The organism is Cupriavidus sp. IDO (assembly GCF_000812465.1).
Classification (GTDB): domain Bacteria; phylum Pseudomonadota; class Gammaproteobacteria; order Burkholderiales; family Burkholderiaceae; genus Cupriavidus.
Genome location: NZ_JWMA01000001.1, coordinates 77,842 through 93,986, shown reverse-complemented (window position 1 = coordinate 93,986; position 16,145 = coordinate 77,842). Strand labels below are relative to the sequence as shown.

The 16,145-nt window shown below is 65.9% G+C and carries 11 protein-coding genes and 1 tRNA gene; 4 read left to right on the top strand and 8 right to left on the bottom strand.

The window, feature by feature from the left end; translation table 11 throughout:
* Positions 1 to 73: 73 nt before the first annotated feature.
* Complete coding sequence (locus RM96_RS00420) at positions 74 to 1,465, top strand: 8-oxoguanine deaminase (RefSeq protein WP_039006482.1); 1,392 nt, start codon at positions 74 to 76, stop codon at positions 1,463 to 1,465.
* Between the two features lie 108 nt (positions 1,466 to 1,573).
* Here the strand turns inward: RM96_RS00420 and RM96_RS00415 are convergent.
* Positions 1,574 to 1,649: transfer RNA gene (locus tag RM96_RS00415), tRNA-Lys, on the bottom strand.
* A 266-nt stretch (positions 1,650 to 1,915) separates the two neighbouring features.
* Between RM96_RS00415 and RM96_RS00410 the strand changes: the two genes are divergently transcribed.
* Complete coding sequence (locus RM96_RS00410) at positions 1,916 to 2,179, top strand: DUF1488 domain-containing protein (RefSeq protein ID WP_039006480.1); 264 nt, start codon at positions 1,916 to 1,918, stop codon at positions 2,177 to 2,179.
* A gap of 209 nt (positions 2,180 to 2,388) precedes the next feature.
* Here the strand turns inward: RM96_RS00410 and RM96_RS00405 are convergent, their stop codons facing one another.
* The 5 genes from RM96_RS00405 to folD form a co-directional block, all read right to left on the bottom strand.
* Positions 2,389 to 4,203: a SulP family inorganic anion transporter gene (locus tag RM96_RS00405; protein ID WP_039006479.1), complete on the bottom strand. Its 1,815-nt coding sequence runs from the start codon at positions 4,201 to 4,203 to the stop codon at positions 2,389 to 2,391.
* Positions 4,204 to 4,399: 196 nt separating this feature from the next.
* Positions 4,400 to 4,855: a homoprotocatechuate degradation operon regulator HpaR gene (gene hpaR / locus RM96_RS00400; RefSeq protein WP_238587024.1), complete on the bottom strand. Its 456-nt coding sequence runs from the start codon at positions 4,853 to 4,855 to the stop codon at positions 4,400 to 4,402.
* Positions 4,856 to 4,950: 95 nt separating this feature from the next.
* Positions 4,951 to 5,778, bottom strand: a complete 828-nt coding sequence (gene xth, locus RM96_RS00395; protein ID WP_193752367.1) for an exodeoxyribonuclease III — start codon at positions 5,776 to 5,778, stop codon at positions 4,951 to 4,953.
* Positions 5,775 to 7,859: a M3 family metallopeptidase gene (locus RM96_RS00390; protein ID WP_039006477.1), complete on the bottom strand. Its 2,085-nt coding sequence runs from the start codon at positions 7,857 to 7,859 to the stop codon at positions 5,775 to 5,777. Before RM96_RS00390 ends, xth begins: the two co-directional genes overlap by 4 nt.
* A 95-nt stretch (positions 7,860 to 7,954) precedes the next feature.
* Complete coding sequence (gene folD / locus RM96_RS00385; RefSeq protein ID WP_039006475.1) at positions 7,955 to 8,806, bottom strand: bifunctional methylenetetrahydrofolate dehydrogenase/methenyltetrahydrofolate cyclohydrolase FolD; 852 nt, start codon at positions 8,804 to 8,806, stop codon at positions 7,955 to 7,957.
* 160 nt (positions 8,807 to 8,966) lie between these two features.
* On the opposite strand from folD, the gene RM96_RS00380 reads away from it, so the two are divergent.
* Entirely contained in the window at positions 8,967 to 9,647 is a 681-nt protein-coding gene (locus RM96_RS00380) for a hypothetical protein (protein ID WP_039006473.1), read from the top strand.
* Positions 9,648 to 9,714: 67 nt separating this feature from the next.
* Here the strand turns inward: RM96_RS00380 and RM96_RS00375 are convergent, their stop codons facing one another.
* Together RM96_RS00375 and RM96_RS00370 are read right to left on the bottom strand one after the other, a co-directional pair.
* Positions 9,715 to 10,347 carry a response regulator transcription factor gene (locus RM96_RS00375; protein ID WP_039006472.1) on the bottom strand — a complete coding sequence of 211 codons (633 nt, stop codon included), beginning with the start codon at positions 10,345 to 10,347 and terminating at the stop codon, positions 9,715 to 9,717.
* Between the two features lie 88 nt (positions 10,348 to 10,435).
* On the bottom strand, positions 10,436 to 13,027 hold the full coding sequence (locus RM96_RS00370; RefSeq protein ID WP_039006470.1) for a PAS domain S-box protein: 2,592 nt from the start codon (positions 13,025 to 13,027) through the stop codon (positions 10,436 to 10,438).
* A gap of 411 nt (positions 13,028 to 13,438) precedes the next feature.
* On the opposite strand from RM96_RS00370, the gene aceE reads away from it, so the two are divergent.
* A complete protein-coding gene (aceE, locus tag RM96_RS00365; RefSeq protein ID WP_039006468.1) occupies positions 13,439 to 16,126 on the top strand; it encodes a pyruvate dehydrogenase (acetyl-transferring), homodimeric type in 2,688 nt (895 codons plus the stop codon).
* The last annotated feature ends 19 nt before the right edge of the window (positions 16,127 to 16,145 follow it).

Below are 16,145 nucleotides of genomic sequence, written 5' to 3'. Positions count from 1 at the left end.
TCTATGCTTTGGGGATGACGGCGGTACACCGTAGACTGCCTGTGCCAACTACCACTGCAGCCGGATATCAACCATGACCCTGATTGCCTTGAACGCCGACGTCCTCGTCACCATGGACGCCCAGCGGCGCGAAATACCCGATGGCGCGCTGGTGGCCGATGGCCCGGCGCTCCAGTGGGTCGGCGCGACGTCTGATCTGCCGCTGGAATATCGCCGCATGATCGACGAGGGCACGGCGCAGGTGATCGAAATGCGCGGCCACGTCGTGATCCCCGGCCTGGTCAATACGCACCACCATATGTATCAGAGCCTGACCCGTGCGGTTCCCGCCGCCCAGGATGCCGAGCTGTTCTCGTGGCTGACCAACCTGTACATGCTGTGGTCGCATCTCACGCCCGAGATGATCGGGGTGTCCACCAAGACCGCGATGGCCGAGCTCATGCTGTCGGGTTGCACGACCACGAGCGATCACCTCTACCTGTATCCCAACGGCTCGCGGCTGGACGACTCAATTGCTGCCGCGCAGGAAATGGGCATGCGCTTTCACGCTGCGCGCGGCTCGATGAGCGTCGGCCGGAGCAAGGGCGGACTGCCGCCCGATGTGGTGGTGGAAGAAGAGGCCGCCATCCTGCGTGACAGCCAGCGGCTGGTGGAGCAGTACCACGACGGCTCGCGCCACGCGATGCTGCGCATGGTGCTGGCGCCGTGCTCGCCATTCTCGGTGTCGCGCGACCTGATGCGCGAATCGGCGCTGATGGCGCGTCACTATGGCGTCTCGCTTCATACGCACCTGGCCGAGAACGACAACGATATCGCCTACTCGCGCGAAAAATTCGGCCTGACGCCGGCGCAGTACGCCGAGGATCTTGGCTGGGTCGGCCATGACGTCTGGCATGCCCACTGCGTCAAGCTCGATGAAGAGGGGATTGCCCTGTTCGCGCGCACCGGCACGGGCGTGGCCCATTGCCCGTGCTCCAATATGCGGCTGGCTTCGGGCATCGCGCCGATCCGGACCATGCGCGATGCCGGCGTCAAGGTCGGGCTGGGCGTGGACGGCAGTGCTTCCAACGATGGTGCACACATGCTCGGCGAGGCACGCCAGGCGATGCTGCTGCAGCGTGTCGGGTTCGGGCCCGCGGCCATGAGTGCGCGCGAGGCGCTGGAGATTGCCACGCTTGGCGGCGCGCGCGTGCTCAATCGTGACGATATCGGCGCGCTGGCGCCGGGCATGTCGGCGGACTTCGTCGCATTCGACATGTCGGCGGTCGGCTTTGCCGGCGGTGGGCACGATCCGGTCGCGGCACTGGTTTTCTGCACGCCAGCCAATGTGGCGACGAGTGTCATCAACGGGCGCGTGGTGGTGCGCGACGGCGAATTGCTGACGACAGACCTGCCGAGCGTCCTGTCGCGCCACCGGCAGCTGTCGCGGACCCTGTTCGAGCGCGCCCGCGACAGCGGCGTCTGAACAGGCGGGCACCAGGGGTGCCCGGCGCACCCGCCCGCCGAGTGCGAAGGCGCGAGGAGAAAAGCAAAAGGCCGGAAGCATTGCTGCTTCCGGCCTTTCTGAATTCGCTGGTGGGGCGTGAGTGACTCGAACACTCGACCTACGGATTAAGAGTCCGCTGCTCTACCAACTGAGCTAACGCCCCAACGAAGAAAGAGATTCTATCATTATTTTTGGCGTTGTCAAATACTTGTCGATGATGGGCGCATTTCACGCGAGATCCGCGGGCGAGCGTACCGACAAGGTGCGTTGCCGCCATCGCGTGCGGCGAAGCCTGCCCGTGTCTGCCCGTGGAACTTCGATGGGGTCGGCCCGGTCATCCATTTGAGCGCTTTCGCATGGGCTCATTCCATACGAATCGCCCGAGCCATGTTAGGATGTTTCTCCACTTGCATATGGAGGGCTGCACCGATGGATATCAAATTCCAAGAGCAAGAGCGCTACGACATCAATAACGAAGGCTTGCTGTTCCAGGCGATTGTCAATGGTGAGAAGGTGACTTGCGTGGTGACACGCGAAGCACTCTGGGAGGGCTTCAGCGCCGACCAGGTACTGTCACTGGAAGAAGCATTCCGCGCTGGTCGCGACACGATCGAACGTGCGGCAGTGGTGCTGATCGAGCAGGGCGTCCCGCAACCGATCGTCGTCAAGCGCGCACACGTGGCGCCAGTCTGATCCGGATGGATGCCCCGGTCCGCCGTCGGCATGCCGTGGGCGCCCATCTCCGGTCATCGCCAGCCTCGCTGGCCACAAATCCGCTTCACCAGCCGTGCCGGTTCCCGCCGGCGAATCCGGCTCATCCCGAAATTTCGTAGCCTGTTTCTGTGACGCTTTCGCGGCGCATTGCATTGGAAGCATGCCGCCGAAGGGCAACCGCTGCGCGGTCAGACTTGCGGCGAACCAGTCGCGTGCGCTGACGGCCCGGTTCCCGGACGCTGCGCGCATTCTTCGAAAATCCGCACGCTGCACTGGGCACAGATCTCCGGTGATAGCTGTCCGATGATCGTGTGAAGCGCCTGCCGCTTCGTCGAGAAAACATGATCAGGCCCCAGCTTCGCGCCGAAGCCGGTCTGTTCCCAGGTCTGCAGTACCTGCGTGCGCGGCCGGTGGAAGTAGAGGTCGCCGCCGGCTGCGCGGCGCTCGGCGAGTTCGCTTTCCCACATCTCGGCGCCGGCCAGGTCGATGAAGTTCATGCTCTTGGTCATCGCCAGCAGATGGGTCTGGCTGGCATTGACCGTGCGCAGCCAGTGGAGCCGGTCGGTCACGTACTGGACCGCGCCAAAGTAGATGGCGCCTTCCATGCGCAGCAGCTTCAGTTGCGGGCATTCGGGCTGCGGGCGCTGCAGTTCGTCCAATGGCGTGAAGCGCCGGCCGGGATCGTCGGCGTCAGGCACCAGGCTGCGCACCGCGGGGCGCGAAGTGCGATACAGGTAGGCCACCAGCGACAGGATCGTGCCGAGCAGCACGGCCATCTCGAGCCGGATCACCAGCGTGGCGGCGAAGGTGCCGACCGCAATGGCGAACTCGGTCCGGCTCAGGCTGGCAATGCGGCGGAACCGACCGAAATCGAACAGGCCCCAGGCCACCAGCATCAGCATGGCGGCAATGGCGGCGAGTGGAATCTGCGCCAGCAGCGGTGCGCTGACACTGACCAGCGCCACCAGCAGCAGCGCGGAAAACACGGCCGCCAGCGGCGTCCTGGCGCCGCCCTCGAAGTTCGGGACCGAGCGGTTGAGCGAGCCGCAAGAAATATAGCCAGAGAACAAGCCGCCGGCGATATTGGACAGGCCCTGGCCGATGAACTCTCGGTTCGCGTCGATGTGCTGGCCCGAGCGCAGCGCCACCGCCTTGGCAATCGAGATCGACTGGCCGAGTGCAACGATGGTCAGCGCCGATGCAATGCCAAGCAGGTCGGGCACGGCGCGCCACGATATGTCCGGCACATGGAAAGGCGGAATGGCCGACGGAATCGGGCCGACCACATTGACGTGGTGGCCGCCGCCCCAGCCGGTGGTGTTGAGCAGCAGGGCGACGCCATAGCCTGCCAGCAGACCGAGCAGCATGAACGGCAGTCGGCGCCACAAGCGCTTGCAGAGTAGCGTCGCGACGAGCGTGACCGCGCCCACCGTGACTGCGCCCCAGTTGATTTCATCAAGGTTGCCGAACAGGAAGCGCACGACGCCAAAGGCGCTGGTGCCGGTCGGCACCGCCAGTCCGAACAGGTCCTTGAGCGCGTACAGGCCGATCAGCGTAGCGGCTCCGCAGGTGAAGCCGAGCAGCACCGACGGCGAGATGAAGTTGGCCAGCGAGCCCAGCCGCAAGGTGCCCACCGCCAGCTGCAGCACGCCCACCAGTATCGTCACGCCCAGCGCCAGGCTGATGTAGGCGGGACTCCCGGCCAAGGCGATCGGGCTCAGCATGGCGAAGAGCGCCAGCGAATTCGCATTGGTCGGCCCCGACATCACATGCCAGCTCGACCCGAACAGCGCGGCGACGATGCACGGCACGACGGCGGTATAGATGCCGTACTGCGGCGGCAGCCCGGCCAGCGTGGCAAAGGCAACGCCTTGTGGCAGGACCAGCACGGCGCCGAGCAGGCCGGCAATCAGATCCGCGCGCAGCGTGGCCGCGCTGACGCGCTGGCTCCAGCGGAAAAGACGGCGCAGGCCGTGGTCATGGCCGTTGGCGGGCACGGTCATGGGGCGATAAAGAGTGGTCGGCTATCGGGGCCGGCGCCGTGCGCGATGGGGTGCATGAAGGCGGAGTGCTGAAGCGCCGCGGCTACGTGGCCGCTGGCGTCGTTGGTGTCTGCGCTCATGATAAGCGATACGGGCAGCGGGGCGCGCGCTTCAGCGGCTCGTTCCAGTCCTTGAGACGGGCGCGCGATGCCGCCCGTCAGCTCTCGCTGCCTGTAGTCCCGCCCGGCGGTAGTGGCGCGAAGCTGCCCAGCAGATCGTCGAGCGCCCCGTAGACCTGGCGAAGCTGCTCGGTGCCGACCTGCTGCTCCAGTTCCCCGTAACGGGCATCGATCAGCGGTTCTATTTCCGCGATCAACCCCCGGCAATGGCCTGTCAGGCTGATCAGCTGGCGGCGCTGGTCGGTCGCGGAGCGTTCGCGCAGGACAAGGCCGGCTTCTTCCATGCTGGCCAGCATCCGGGTCAGGCTCGGACTCAGGATCAGGCAGGCGTCGGCCAGCTGGTTGGGTTCCATCGGACCCCGCTCGTTGAGCGTGCGCATGACGCGCCATTGCTGCTCGGTGACGCCGAACTGCCGCAGGATCGGGCGAAAGCCGGCCAGCAGGTGCTCGCGCGCCTGCAGCAACAGATGGGGAAGATTGCGATGGCGGAGCATGGCCGAGGTCATGGGGGGAGTGTAGCCGCAGCCGGGCGCCGCCGCGAGCCGCAAATGCTCCCGGCTCGCGGTGATTGCTTTCTGCAGGAACTGCGTCAGCCGCAGTTGAGTGTGGCTACCACCGGCGTATGGTCGGACGGTTGTTCCCAGGTCCGCGGCACGCGGTCGATCACACAGGCGGTGCAGCCGCTGGTCAGCGCCGGCGACAGCAGGATGTGGTCGATACGCAGGCCCGCATTGCGGCGGAACGCCAGCATGCGGTAGTCCCACCACGAGAACGCTTTCTCGGGGTGCTCGAACTTGCGGAATGCGTCAGCCAGGCCGAGCTCCACCAGCGCCGCGAAGGCGGCCCGCTCCTGCGGCGAAACCAGGTTCTGGCCTTCCCACTTCTTGGGGTCGTGCACGTCGCGGTCTTCGGGGGCGATATTGAAGTCGCCCAGCAGCGCCAGCCGCGGATAGCGCGTCATCTCCTCGCGCAGCCAGGCCGTCATCGCTTCCAGCCACTTGAGCTTGTAGACGAACTTGTCCGAGTCCGGCGCCTGTCCGTTGGGGAAATAGGCGCAGACCAGGCGCAGATCGCCGTACGTGGCGGCGATCACGCGCTGCTGCACATCCTCGAAGCCGGGGATGTTGCGCACCACGTCGGTGGCGACCGGCATGGTGGCATTGCGCGCCAGGATGGCCACGCCGTTGTACGTCTTCTGTCCGGTGTAGACGCTGTGGAAGCCAACGTCCTCCAGCTCGGCCAGCGGGTACTTGTCGTCCGGCAGCTTCAGTTCCTGCAGGCACAGCGCGTCGATGGGCGCGCCGGCCTGCTCCTGTTCGGCCAGCCACTGCAGCACCTGCGGCAGGCGCACCTTGAGCGAGTTGACGTTCCAGCTGGCAATGCGCAGCGGGCCGGTGGAAGGCAGCGCCGCGCTCATGCCGCCATCCCGCCGTGGCGCAGCAGCGCGTCGATCTGCGGCGCGCGTCCGCGGAAGGCGACGAAGGAATCCATGGCCGGCCGGCTGCCGCCGACGGACAGGATTTCGCGCTGGTAGCGTGCGCCGGTTTCGCTGTCGAGCACGGTGCCGGACAGCTGGGCGGCTTCCTCGAACGCAGCATAGACATCGGCGGACAACACTTCGGCCCATTTGTAGCTGTAGTACCCCGCCGCATAGCCGCCGGCAAAGATATGGCTGAAGGTATTGGGCCAGCGCGACAGCGGATGCTGCGGCACGACGTGCACGTGGTCGTTGATCTCGCGCGACAGGCCGAGCACGGACTTTCCGCCGAGCGGATCGAAGTCGGTATGCAGGTGCATGTCGAACGATGAGAACACGATCTGGCGCAGCGTCATCATGCCGTTCTGGAAGTTCTTGGCTGCCAGCATGCGGTCGAACAGCGCGCGCGGCAATGGCTCGCCGCTGTCGACGTGGCGCGTCATGCCGGCCAGCACTTCATACTCCCAGCAGAAGTTTTCCATGAACTGCGAAGGCAGCTCGACCGCATCCCACTCAACGCCGTTGATGCCGGACACGCCCAGCTCGCCCACCTGCGTCAGCATGTGGTGCAGGCCGTGGCCGAATTCATGGAACAGCGTGATGACTTCATCGTGCGTGAAGAGCGCGGGCTTGTCGCCCACCGGCGCCGAGAAATTGCAGGTCAGGTAGGCCACCGGCGTCTGCACGCGGCCATCGGCCAGCAGCTTGCGTCCGCGCGCATCGTCCATCCATGCGCCGCCGCGCTTGCCTTCGCGGGCATAGAGGTCGATGTAGAACTGGGCGAGCAGGGCGCCGTCGGGCGTCGTCACGCGGAAGAAGCGCACATCCTTGTGCCAGGTCTGCGCCGGCTCGGGCTCGATGCGCACCGAGAACAGCTTCTGCACGACCCCGAACAGGCCTTCCAGCACCTTCGGCTCGGGGAAGTATTGCTTGACCTCGTGTTCCGAGAAGGCGTAGCGCTGCTGGCGCAGCTTTTCGGAGGCGTAGGCCACGTCCCATGGCGCCGGTTCGGCAATGCCAAGCTCGGCGGCGGCAAACGCCTTCAGTTCGGCCCAGTCCTTCTCGGCATAGGGGCGCGCCTTCACGGCGAGTTCATCGAGGAACTTCAGCACCTCGGCGGGCGATTCGGCCATCTTCGGCACGAGCGACACTTCGCCATAGCAGTTGTAGCCGAGCAGCTGGGCCTCCTCGCGCCGCAGCGAGAGCTGCTCGCGCATGTTGGCGGTATTGTCCCACTCGGCCTTGCCTTGGCCATACTGCTGCGCCAGTTCGGAAGCACGCGTGACGCTCGCCTCGTACATGGTCTGGCGCAGCGCGCGATCATCGGCGTACTGCACCACCGGGAAATAGGACGGGAAATGCAGCGTGAACTTCCAGCCCGCCTTGCCTTCCTTCTCGGCGGCGTGGCGGGCGGCTTCCTTCGCATCTTCGGGCAAGCCTGCCAGACGCGCCGGGTCTTCGACGTACAGCGCGTAGGCGTTGGTGGCGTCCAGTACATGGTCCGAGAACGCCTTGGACAACTGCGCCTGCTGCTCCTGGATCTCGGCAAAGCGCGGCTTCTTGTCTTCGGGCAGCTCGGCGCCGCCCAGGCGGAAGCCGCGCAGCTCGTTCTCGATCAGCTGGTGGCGCGCCGCGCTCATGGCCGCGAACTCCTGGCTGGCGGCCAGCGCCTTGTACTTTTCGTACAGCGCCAGGCTTTGTCCCAGCGACGACCAGAACTCGGTCATGCGGGGCAGGTTTTCGGCGTGCGCCTGGCGCAGTTCCGGCGTGTCGACGACGGCGCTCAGGTGGCCGACCACGCCCCAGGCGCGGCCCAGCGGCTCGGTGGCGGCTTCCAGCGCCTGTACGGCATTGGCCCAGTCGGGCGTGGTGGCGGGATCTTCGGCGCGCGTGACCGCGGCCTGCGCCTGTTCGAGCAGGACGTCGAGCGCCGGCCCGATGTGCTCGGGGCGGATCTCGGCGAATCGGGGCAGGTCGGAAAAGTCGAGGAGCGGGTTAGTGGCGTTGGCGGCTTGGTCCATGGCGGTTCTCGGTTGGCTGGCCTCGATTGGGGCAATGTCCCTCAGATTGGGCCGGGGCAGGATTTTTCCAATGCCCCGGGTGATGCTGCGGCCGCTCAGCCGGCAGCGCGCTCGGCGGCTTCCAGCGTATTGACCAGCAGCATGGTGATGGTCATCGGGCCCACGCCGCCCGGCACCGGCGTGATGTAACCGGCCACTTCACGCACGCCGGTGAAATCGACGTCGCCGCACAGCTTGCCATTGTCGTCGCGGTTCATGCCCACGTCGATCACCACCGCGCCCGGTTTGACCATGTCGGCGGTGATCAGGTTGCGGCGGCCGACGGCAGCAACGATGACGTCGGCTTCACGCGTGTGGGCGCCGATATCGCGGGTCTTGCTGTTGCAGATGGTGACGGTGGCGCCGGCCTGCAGCAGCAGCATCGCCATCGGCTTGCCGACGATGTTCGAGGCGCCCACCACCACGGCGCGCGCGCCGCGCAGCGGGTACTGGACCGATTCCAGCATCTTCATGCAGCCGTAGGGCGTGCAGGGGCGGAACAGCGGAGCGCCGGTCATCAGCGCGCCGGCATTGGCGACGTGAAAGCCATCGACATCCTTTTCCGGGGCGATCGCCTCCAGCACCTTGTGGCTGTCGATGTGCTTGGGCAGCGGCAGCTGCACCAGGATGCCGTGGATGTTCGGGTCCTGGTTCAGCGCGTCGATGCGGGCCAGCAGTTCCGCCTCCGACAGGTCGGCCGGGTAGCGGTCGAGCGAGGAGTGAAAGCCATTGTCCTGGCAGGCCTTGACCTTATTGCGCACGTAGACCTGGCTGGCCGGGTCTTCGCCGACCAGGATCACGGCCAGGCCGGGCCGGTGACCGCGCTCGGTCAGGCGGGCGGCGCGCAGGGCGGCTTCGGAGCGGATTTGCTTGGCAAGGGCGTTGCCGTCGATCAGTTGGGCAGACATGGGGAAATGGGCCGGGAGGTGAAGAAAGGCGAACTCAGAGCCGGACTCTGGCGCGGATGCAAAGGCGAATTATAAGGGGTGAAGGCGGCCCTCAAGGGGCTCGATGGCGGCTTGATCGCATGCAAGCCGCAGATGCCGCCAGCGCTGGTAGCATCGGCCCATGCACACCGCACTCCCGTCCCTGCTGTCAGATCCCTGGCTGGTCATCGCCTCTGTGTTCGGGCTTGGCTGGGCGCTGAGCCGCCAGCCATGGCGGCTGCTGCGGCGCCATGCCCTGCAGAACGCGTGGCTTGGCGCGATGGTGCTGGTGGCGCTGCTGTGGACTGTTCGCGCCACCCTGGTCGGCGGCGTGGTGATCCAGCTGCTTGGCGCCACGCTGCTGGTGACGCTGTTCGGGCTTCCGCTGGCGGTGGTTTCCCTGTTTATTGTCGACCTGGTCTCGCTGTTCGGACTCGAGTATCTCGCCGGCCACGACTGGGCTGAGTTTGACTGGGCGTCGCTGTGGGTGCGCTACGTGTGGCTGGCGTTGCTGCCGGCGTTCATTTCAGCCGGTCTGCAGGCGATCATGCGCAGGCTGCTGCCGCGGCATCCGTTCGTCTTTATCCTGGGACACGGTTATTTCGCCGCAGGCCTTGCTGCCCTGGGCGCCGGTGCGGCCGAGGCGGGGTGGCGTTACTGGATGGCGCCCGGGTTGCCGTTCAGCTTCGCGGATACACTGGCGGCGACTGTCATCCTCGCGTTCGGCGAGGCCTTCCTGACCGGGATGCTGGTGGCGATTTTTGTGGTCTACAAGCCGCAATGGGTGGTCACGTTCCGCGACGAGGAATATCTGCGGGACTGACTGCAGGGAGGAGAGGAGGGGGCGCTGCGCCGGACCAGGCCGGCGCAGGCAGGGGCGCAGCGGCCGCTCAGCTGTTGCGCGAGAGCGCCAGGCGCAGCAGGTCGGCCACCGTGTTGACGTTGAGCTTTTCCATGATGTTGGCGCGGTGCGCCTCCACGGTCTTGATGGAAATGCCCAGGTCGTCGGCGATCTGCTTGTTCAGGCGGCCGGCCACGATGCGCTCCAGCACCTGCTGCTCACGCGTGGTGAGCTTGCCGAGCAGGTCCTTGGCGGCGCGCTGTTCGCGTGCGGCGGAATGGTCGGTGCGCGCCTTCTGCAGCATGCGCTCGACCAGCGCGCGCAGTTCGGACTCGTCGAACGGCTTCTCGATGAAGTCGATCGCGCCGCGCTTCATGGTCGAGACCGCCATCGGGACGTCGCCGTGGCCGGTGATGAAGACGATGGGGATGTCGATGTTCTCGGCGATCATCCGCTCCTGCAGTTCCGGCCCGCTCATGCCCGGCATGCGGACATCGAGGATCAGGCAAGACACCTGGCCCGCGTCATAGGCGGAGAGGAACTGCTCGGCGCTGCTGAAGCTGCGAACCTGATAGCCATTGCCCTCCAGCAGCCAGGTCAGCGAGTCGCGCATCGCTTCATCGTCATCGACGATGAATACGGTCTCGCCGCGGTGGGGAGTGGGGTTTGGCGTTGCGGTCATGAAGTCTCCTGGGACAACAAATCATTTGCTGCGAAGTGTAACCGGGCCGGGCGCGATGTAACAGCCTGCGCACCCTACCGAGGTGGGGTTATTGCTCCGTCATCCCCGGCTGCAGCGGCAGCATGATTTTAAACGTACAGCCGATCCCGTCGATGTTGTTCTCGACCCACAGGCGGCCCTGGTGCGACTCGATGATCGAGCGGCAGATATTCAGGCCCATGCCCATGCCGTCGGACTTGGTGCTGAAGAAGGGCTCGAACAGCCGTTCCTTGGTAGCCTCGTCCACGCCCGGGCCCTGGTCGATGACGTCGATGTGCACGTTGTTGCCGAACTCGCCCGGCTCGACGCGCGCGTGCAGGCGCACCACGCCGCCGGCGCGCAGGGCAGGCAGTCCGGACATGGCTTCCACGGCGTTCTTGAGCAGGTTGACCAGCACCTGCTCGATCAGCACCGGGTCCACGTACACCAGCATCGGCGGGGGCGGCAGGCGGGTCAGGATGGTGACGCGCCGGCGCGTGGCTTCGAGGTCGGCCAGGCCGACGGCGTCGGCCACGATGTCGTGCAGCGACGCCTCGCGCCGCTGTGGCTGGCTGCGCTTCACAAAGCCGCGGATGCGGCTGATGATGGTGCCGGCCCGCACCGCCTGTGCCGAGGTTTTCTCCAGCACCGGAATCAGATCTTCCGGCGTGCTGCGGCCCGAATGAAGGCGCGCCACCGCACCCATGCAGTAGTTGTTGATCGCGGCCAGCGGCTGGTTGAGTTCGTGCGCCAGCGAAGAGGCCATCTCGCCCATCGTGGTCAGGCGGCTGGTGAACTGCAGGCGTTCTTCGTGCTGGCGGGCCATTTCCTCGGCCGCCTTGCGCACCGTGATGTCGGTGGCGATCTGCATCTGCGCCAGGTGGCCGTCCACCCACTGGATATAGCGGCGGCGCACTTCGAACCACTTCTGCATGTCGGGTACGAAGACTTCACGCGCATCCGAGGTGTATGGCATCAGCTCCGACGCCGGCAGGCCGGCGTAGCCGTCGACGTAGTCGGTGTTGTCGCCCGACACCTGCTCCTTGTCGAGGTCGTCGCCGGCCAGCTTCATGTGGCCTTCGGCTTCCCAGCCGAACAGCTGCCGGTAGTAGCGGTTGGCGAACAGCAGCTCGGCCTTGTCGGTGGCCAGCACCGAGACCGCGGCGTCCAGGCTTTCCAGCACGGTGGTGAAGCGGTCGTGCGCGGCGGCCAGTTCTTCGCGGGCCCGCTTGGGCTCGGTGATGTCCGTCATCGAACTCATCCAGCCGGTATGGCGGCCGCGGCTGTCCACCAGCGGCGAGACATACATGCGGGCGAAGAAGCTGCTGCCGTCGCGGCGCATCACGCGCATTTCATAGCCGCCGGCGGGCGACTTGCCCTGCAGGGTCAGGTCGATCTGCTTCTGCATCTCCTGCTGGTCGTTGGGCGGCCAGTAGGGGAAGGGCGGCAGGCGGCCCACCAGGTCGTTCTCCTGCCAGCCGGTCAGGCGGCAGAACGCCGGGTTGACGTAGGTGATGCGTCCGTTCAGGTCCAGCGCGCGCAGGCCGATCAGCATCGAGTTTTCCATCGCGCGGCGGAACGAGGTCTCGGCCAGCAGCGCGCGCTGCGCCTCGGAGCGGCGGCTGGTGTGCCGCCACATGCTCCACAGGCTCCACAGCAGGAAGCAGGACAGCCCCACCACCAGCCACAGCAGCATGTTGTTGGGCAGGTTGGACGGCGGCGGATACGCGTCGGCGCGCAATGACAGCGAATGGCCCGGCGGATCCAGCAGCACCTCGTACGACAGCGCATTGCCCGGCACCGGGCGCAGTGAGGTGCTGGCGCGGATCTGGTTGTTCTTGTCGATCAGCGAGAAGCGGTAGCGCTCGGTCAGCTCGGGCGGCAGCAGGTGGGTCAGGATGCCGTTGATCGAGTACAGCGCGCCCAGCGTGCCGAGGAACTCGTTGTCGCGCACGATCGGCACTTCCACCAGCATGAAGCTGTCGCCGCGGTCGTTGACCAGCGGGCGCGAGTAGACCACGCGCTGGGTTTCGCGCGCGGCGTCGAAGGTGTCGAGCACTTCCGGCTCGAGCGGCTGGTCCGCGTTTTCGCGCAGCCGCCCGGCGAATTCCGAGGTGGATGGCAGCGACCAGCGCCCGCGGCGCGTGGCATCGAGCCAGTTGATGAAGACGATCTCGGGGTTCTCGCGCAGGATTTCCTGTGCCGCGGTGCGATACGCGCCTTGCTCCAGCTGCGCGGCGGCAATGTCGCGCGCGAGCGAGGCAAGCTGGTCCTGGTTGCTCAGCAGGGACAGGCGCACGCGCTGCTGCGCCCAGGCGGCGTCGCGGTACAGCGCGTCGCGCTGCTGCTGGCGCTCGGTTTCATGCAGGGACCACAGGATGACGCCCATCGCCACCGTGAAGAGCACAATGGCAACCAGCGGAATGAACATAAACCAGCTGGTTGCAACCAGGTTGCGCCAGCGCAGCCACCACAGCCCGCGCGGCGGGGCGGTGACGGTGCCGCCGTCGTCGCCGGCCGCCAGCGTCTCGAGCGCGCCCAGGGTGCTGTGCGGCGGGGCGGCGTGCGCGGCATCGCCTCCGGTCGCCTTGGCCGTGCCCGAAGCGGTGGGGGGAAGAATGGCTGCGCGCAGGCTGGAAAGGAATCGATCGAAAAACGACATGACGGGGATTGACGGCTGACCGACCAGTGTATCGGGATTATTGCGGTGCGTCGCTTGGGGAAAGCGCCTATGAAAATACGGTGTCGCCGGTCCTGGCGGCGCGGCTTGCGGGTTGCGGCCTGCCGGGATCGATGTGTTTCTTGATGCGCTGCCGCAATATTTCACATTGTAAGAAACGATATCGCAATTTGAAAATTTCGCTTGTGTTGCACTTTCTGCTTCCATAGAATCGGCTCGACCAATAAATGCGGGCGGTAGCCATGCGCCTGCCGCGCGGAGGGTTCGGAACAGAGCCCCCGGCGGCGGCCCGATGCAAGGCGCGGCAGCGCCGCATCCGCGAGTCAACCCGTCAGACCCCGGCCCGAAGCCAGCAGCTCGGGAGCGGGGGCAGGAATTCACCAGGAGACAGTCATGTCAGCTGTACCAGAGCAGATTCTCGGCGCGTCCAGCGCCAACGATGCAGACCCCCAGGAAACCCATGAATGGCTGGACGCCCTGCAGGGCGTCCTCGCCGCCGAGGGTCCCTCGCGCGCCGCGTTCCTGATCGACAAGCAGATCGAATACGCACGCGTGAATGGCGTGACCCAGCCGTTCCACGCCGAGACGCAGTACATCAACACGATCCCGGTCGAGCAACAGGCCCGCATCCCCGGCGACCAGGACGTTGAGCACCGCATCCGCTCGTACACCCGCTGGAACGCCATGGCGATGGTGCTGCGCGCCAACAAGCACACCAACGTTGGCGGCCACATCTCGTCGTTCGCCTCGGCGGCCACGCTGTATGACGTCGGCTACAACCATTTCTGGCGCGCCCCGTCGGAAGCGAGCGGCGGCGACCTGGTCTTCGTGCAGGGCCACTCGGCTCCGGGCGTGTATTCGCGCGCCTTCCTGCTCGGCCGCCTGACCACCGACCAGCTCGACAACTTCCGCCAGGAAGTGGACGGCAAGGGCATTTCGTCCTACCCGCACCCGTGGCTGATGCCGGACTTCTGGCAGTTCCCGACGGTGTCGATGGGCCTGGGCCCGATCATGGCCATCTACCAGGCCCGCTTCATGAAGTACCTCGACAGCCGCGGCCTGGCCAAGGCCGGCGACCGCAAGGTCTGGGCCTTCCTCGGCGACGGCGAGACCGACGAACCCGAATCGCTGGGCGCGATCGGCATGGCCGGCCGCGAGAAACTCGACAACCTCGTCTTCGTCATCAACTGCAACCTGCAGCGCCTGGACGGCCCGGTGCGCGGCAACGGCAAGATCATCCAGGAACTGGAATCGGAATTCCGCGGCGCAGGCTGGAACGTCATCAAGGTGGTCTGGGGCAGCAAGTGGGATTCCCTGCTGGCGCGCGACACCAAGGGCCTGCTGATGAAGCGCATGATGGAATGCGTGGACGGCGAGTACCAGACCTTCAAGGCCAAGGACGGCGCCTACGTGCGCGAGTTCTTCTTCAACACGCCTGAACTGAAGGCGATGGTGGCCGACTGGTCCGACGACGACATCTGGCGCCTGAACCGCGGCGGCCACGATCCGCACAAGATCTACGCCGCCTACAAGGCTGCCAGCGAACACAAGGGCCAGCCCACGCTGATCCTGGCCAAGACCATCAAGGGCTATGGCATGGGCGACGCCGGCCAGGCCATGAACGTGGCCCACCAGCAGAAGAAGATGCCGCTGGACGCGATCCGCAAGTTCCGCGACCAGTTCAACATTCCGGTGCCCGATGACAAGCTCGAAGAGGTGCCGTACCTGACCTTCGAGGAAGGCTCGAAGGAACTGGAATACATGCGCCAGGCGCGCATGAACCTGGGTGGCTACCTGCCGGCCCGCCGCCAGAAGGCCGAGGCGCTGCCCGTGCCCGAGCTGGCCGCCTTCGACGCGCTGCTCAAGCCCACCGGCGAAGGCCGCGAGGTGTCGACCACCATGGCCTTCGTGCGGATCCTGAACACGCTGCTGAAGGACAAGCAGATCGGCAAGCACGTGGTGCCCATCGTCCCGGACGAGTCGCGCACCTTCGGCATGGAAGGCCTGTTCCGCCAGGTCGGCATCTGGAACCAGGAAGGCCAGAAGTACGTGCCGGAAGACCATGACCAGCTGATGTTCTACAAGGAATCGCAGACTGGTCAGGTGTTGCAGGAAGGCATCAACGAAGCCGGCGCCATGTGCGACTGGATCGCCGCCGCCACGTCGTACTCGACGCACGGCGTGCAGATGATCCCGTTCTACATCTACTACTCGATGTTCGGCATCCAGCGTATCGGCGACCTGTGCTGGGCCGCTGCCGACATGCGTTCGCGCGGCTTCCTGCTGGGCGGCACCGCCGGCCGGACCACGCTGAACGGCGAAGGCCTGCAGCACGAAGACGGCCACTCGCACGTATTCCACGCCGCCATCCCGAACTGCATCTCGTACGACCCGACCTTCCAGTACGAACTGGCGGTCATCATGCAGGACGGCCTGCGCCGCATGTACGCGGAACAGGAAGACATCTATTACTACCTGACGGTGATGAACGAAAACTACGAGCACCCGGCCATGCCGGCTGGCGTAGAGAAGGACATCGTCAAGGGCATGTACCAGTTCCGCAAGGGCGTGGAGAACAGCAACGCACCGCGCGTGCAGCTGCTGGGCTCGGGCACGATCTTCCGCGAGGTGATCGCCGCCGCCGACCTGCTCAAGAAGGACTGGGGCGTGGAATCGGACCTGTGGGGCTGCCCGAGCTTCACCGAGCTGGCCCGCGAAGGCCATGATGTCGAGCGCTTCAACCTGCTGCACCCGACCGAAACGCCGCGCGAATCGCATGTGGCCAAGAGCCTGAAATCGGCCCGCGGCCCGGTCGTCGCTTCGACCGACTATGTGCGTGCGTTTGCCGAACAGATCCGTCCGTTCGTGCCGCGACGCTACGTGGTGCTGGGCACCGACGGCTTCGGCCGCTCGGATACCCGCGAAAAGCTGCGTCACTTCTTCGAGGTGGATCGCCACTGGGTCACGCTGGCCGCGCTCAAGGCGTTGGCCGACGAGGGCGCGATCGGCCGCGACAAGGTGGCCGAGGCAATCAAGAAGTACAACCTCGACCCCAGCAAGCCCAACCCGATGTCGGTCTGATCCGGCAGCCTGCACCAAC

Coding starts and splice junctions, on each gene's coding strand:
- RM96_RS00375 (WP_039006472.1), bottom strand. CDS start 10,347: ATGACCGCAACGCCAAACCCCACTCCCCACCGCGGCGAGACCGTATTC.
- hpaR (WP_238587024.1), bottom strand. CDS start 4,855: ATGCTCCGCCATCGCAATCTTCCCCATCTGTTGCTGCAGGCGCGCGAG.
- RM96_RS00420 (WP_039006482.1), top strand. CDS start 74: ATGACCCTGATTGCCTTGAACGCCGACGTCCTCGTCACCATGGACGCC.
- RM96_RS00390 (WP_039006477.1), bottom strand. CDS start 7,859: ATGGACCAAGCCGCCAACGCCACTAACCCGCTCCTCGACTTTTCCGAC.
- RM96_RS00370 (WP_039006470.1), bottom strand. CDS start 13,027: ATGTCGTTTTTCGATCGATTCCTTTCCAGCCTGCGCGCAGCCATTCTT.
- RM96_RS00380 (WP_039006473.1), top strand. CDS start 8,967: ATGCACACCGCACTCCCGTCCCTGCTGTCAGATCCCTGGCTGGTCATC.
- RM96_RS00410 (WP_039006480.1), top strand. CDS start 1,916: ATGGATATCAAATTCCAAGAGCAAGAGCGCTACGACATCAATAACGAA.
- folD (WP_039006475.1), bottom strand. CDS start 8,806: ATGTCTGCCCAACTGATCGACGGCAACGCCCTTGCCAAGCAAATCCGC.
- aceE (WP_039006468.1), top strand. CDS start 13,439: ATGTCAGCTGTACCAGAGCAGATTCTCGGCGCGTCCAGCGCCAACGAT.
- xth (WP_193752367.1), bottom strand. CDS start 5,778: ATGAGCGCGGCGCTGCCTTCCACCGGCCCGCTGCGCATTGCCAGCTGG.
- RM96_RS00405 (WP_039006479.1), bottom strand. CDS start 4,203: ATGACCGTGCCCGCCAACGGCCATGACCACGGCCTGCGCCGTCTTTTC.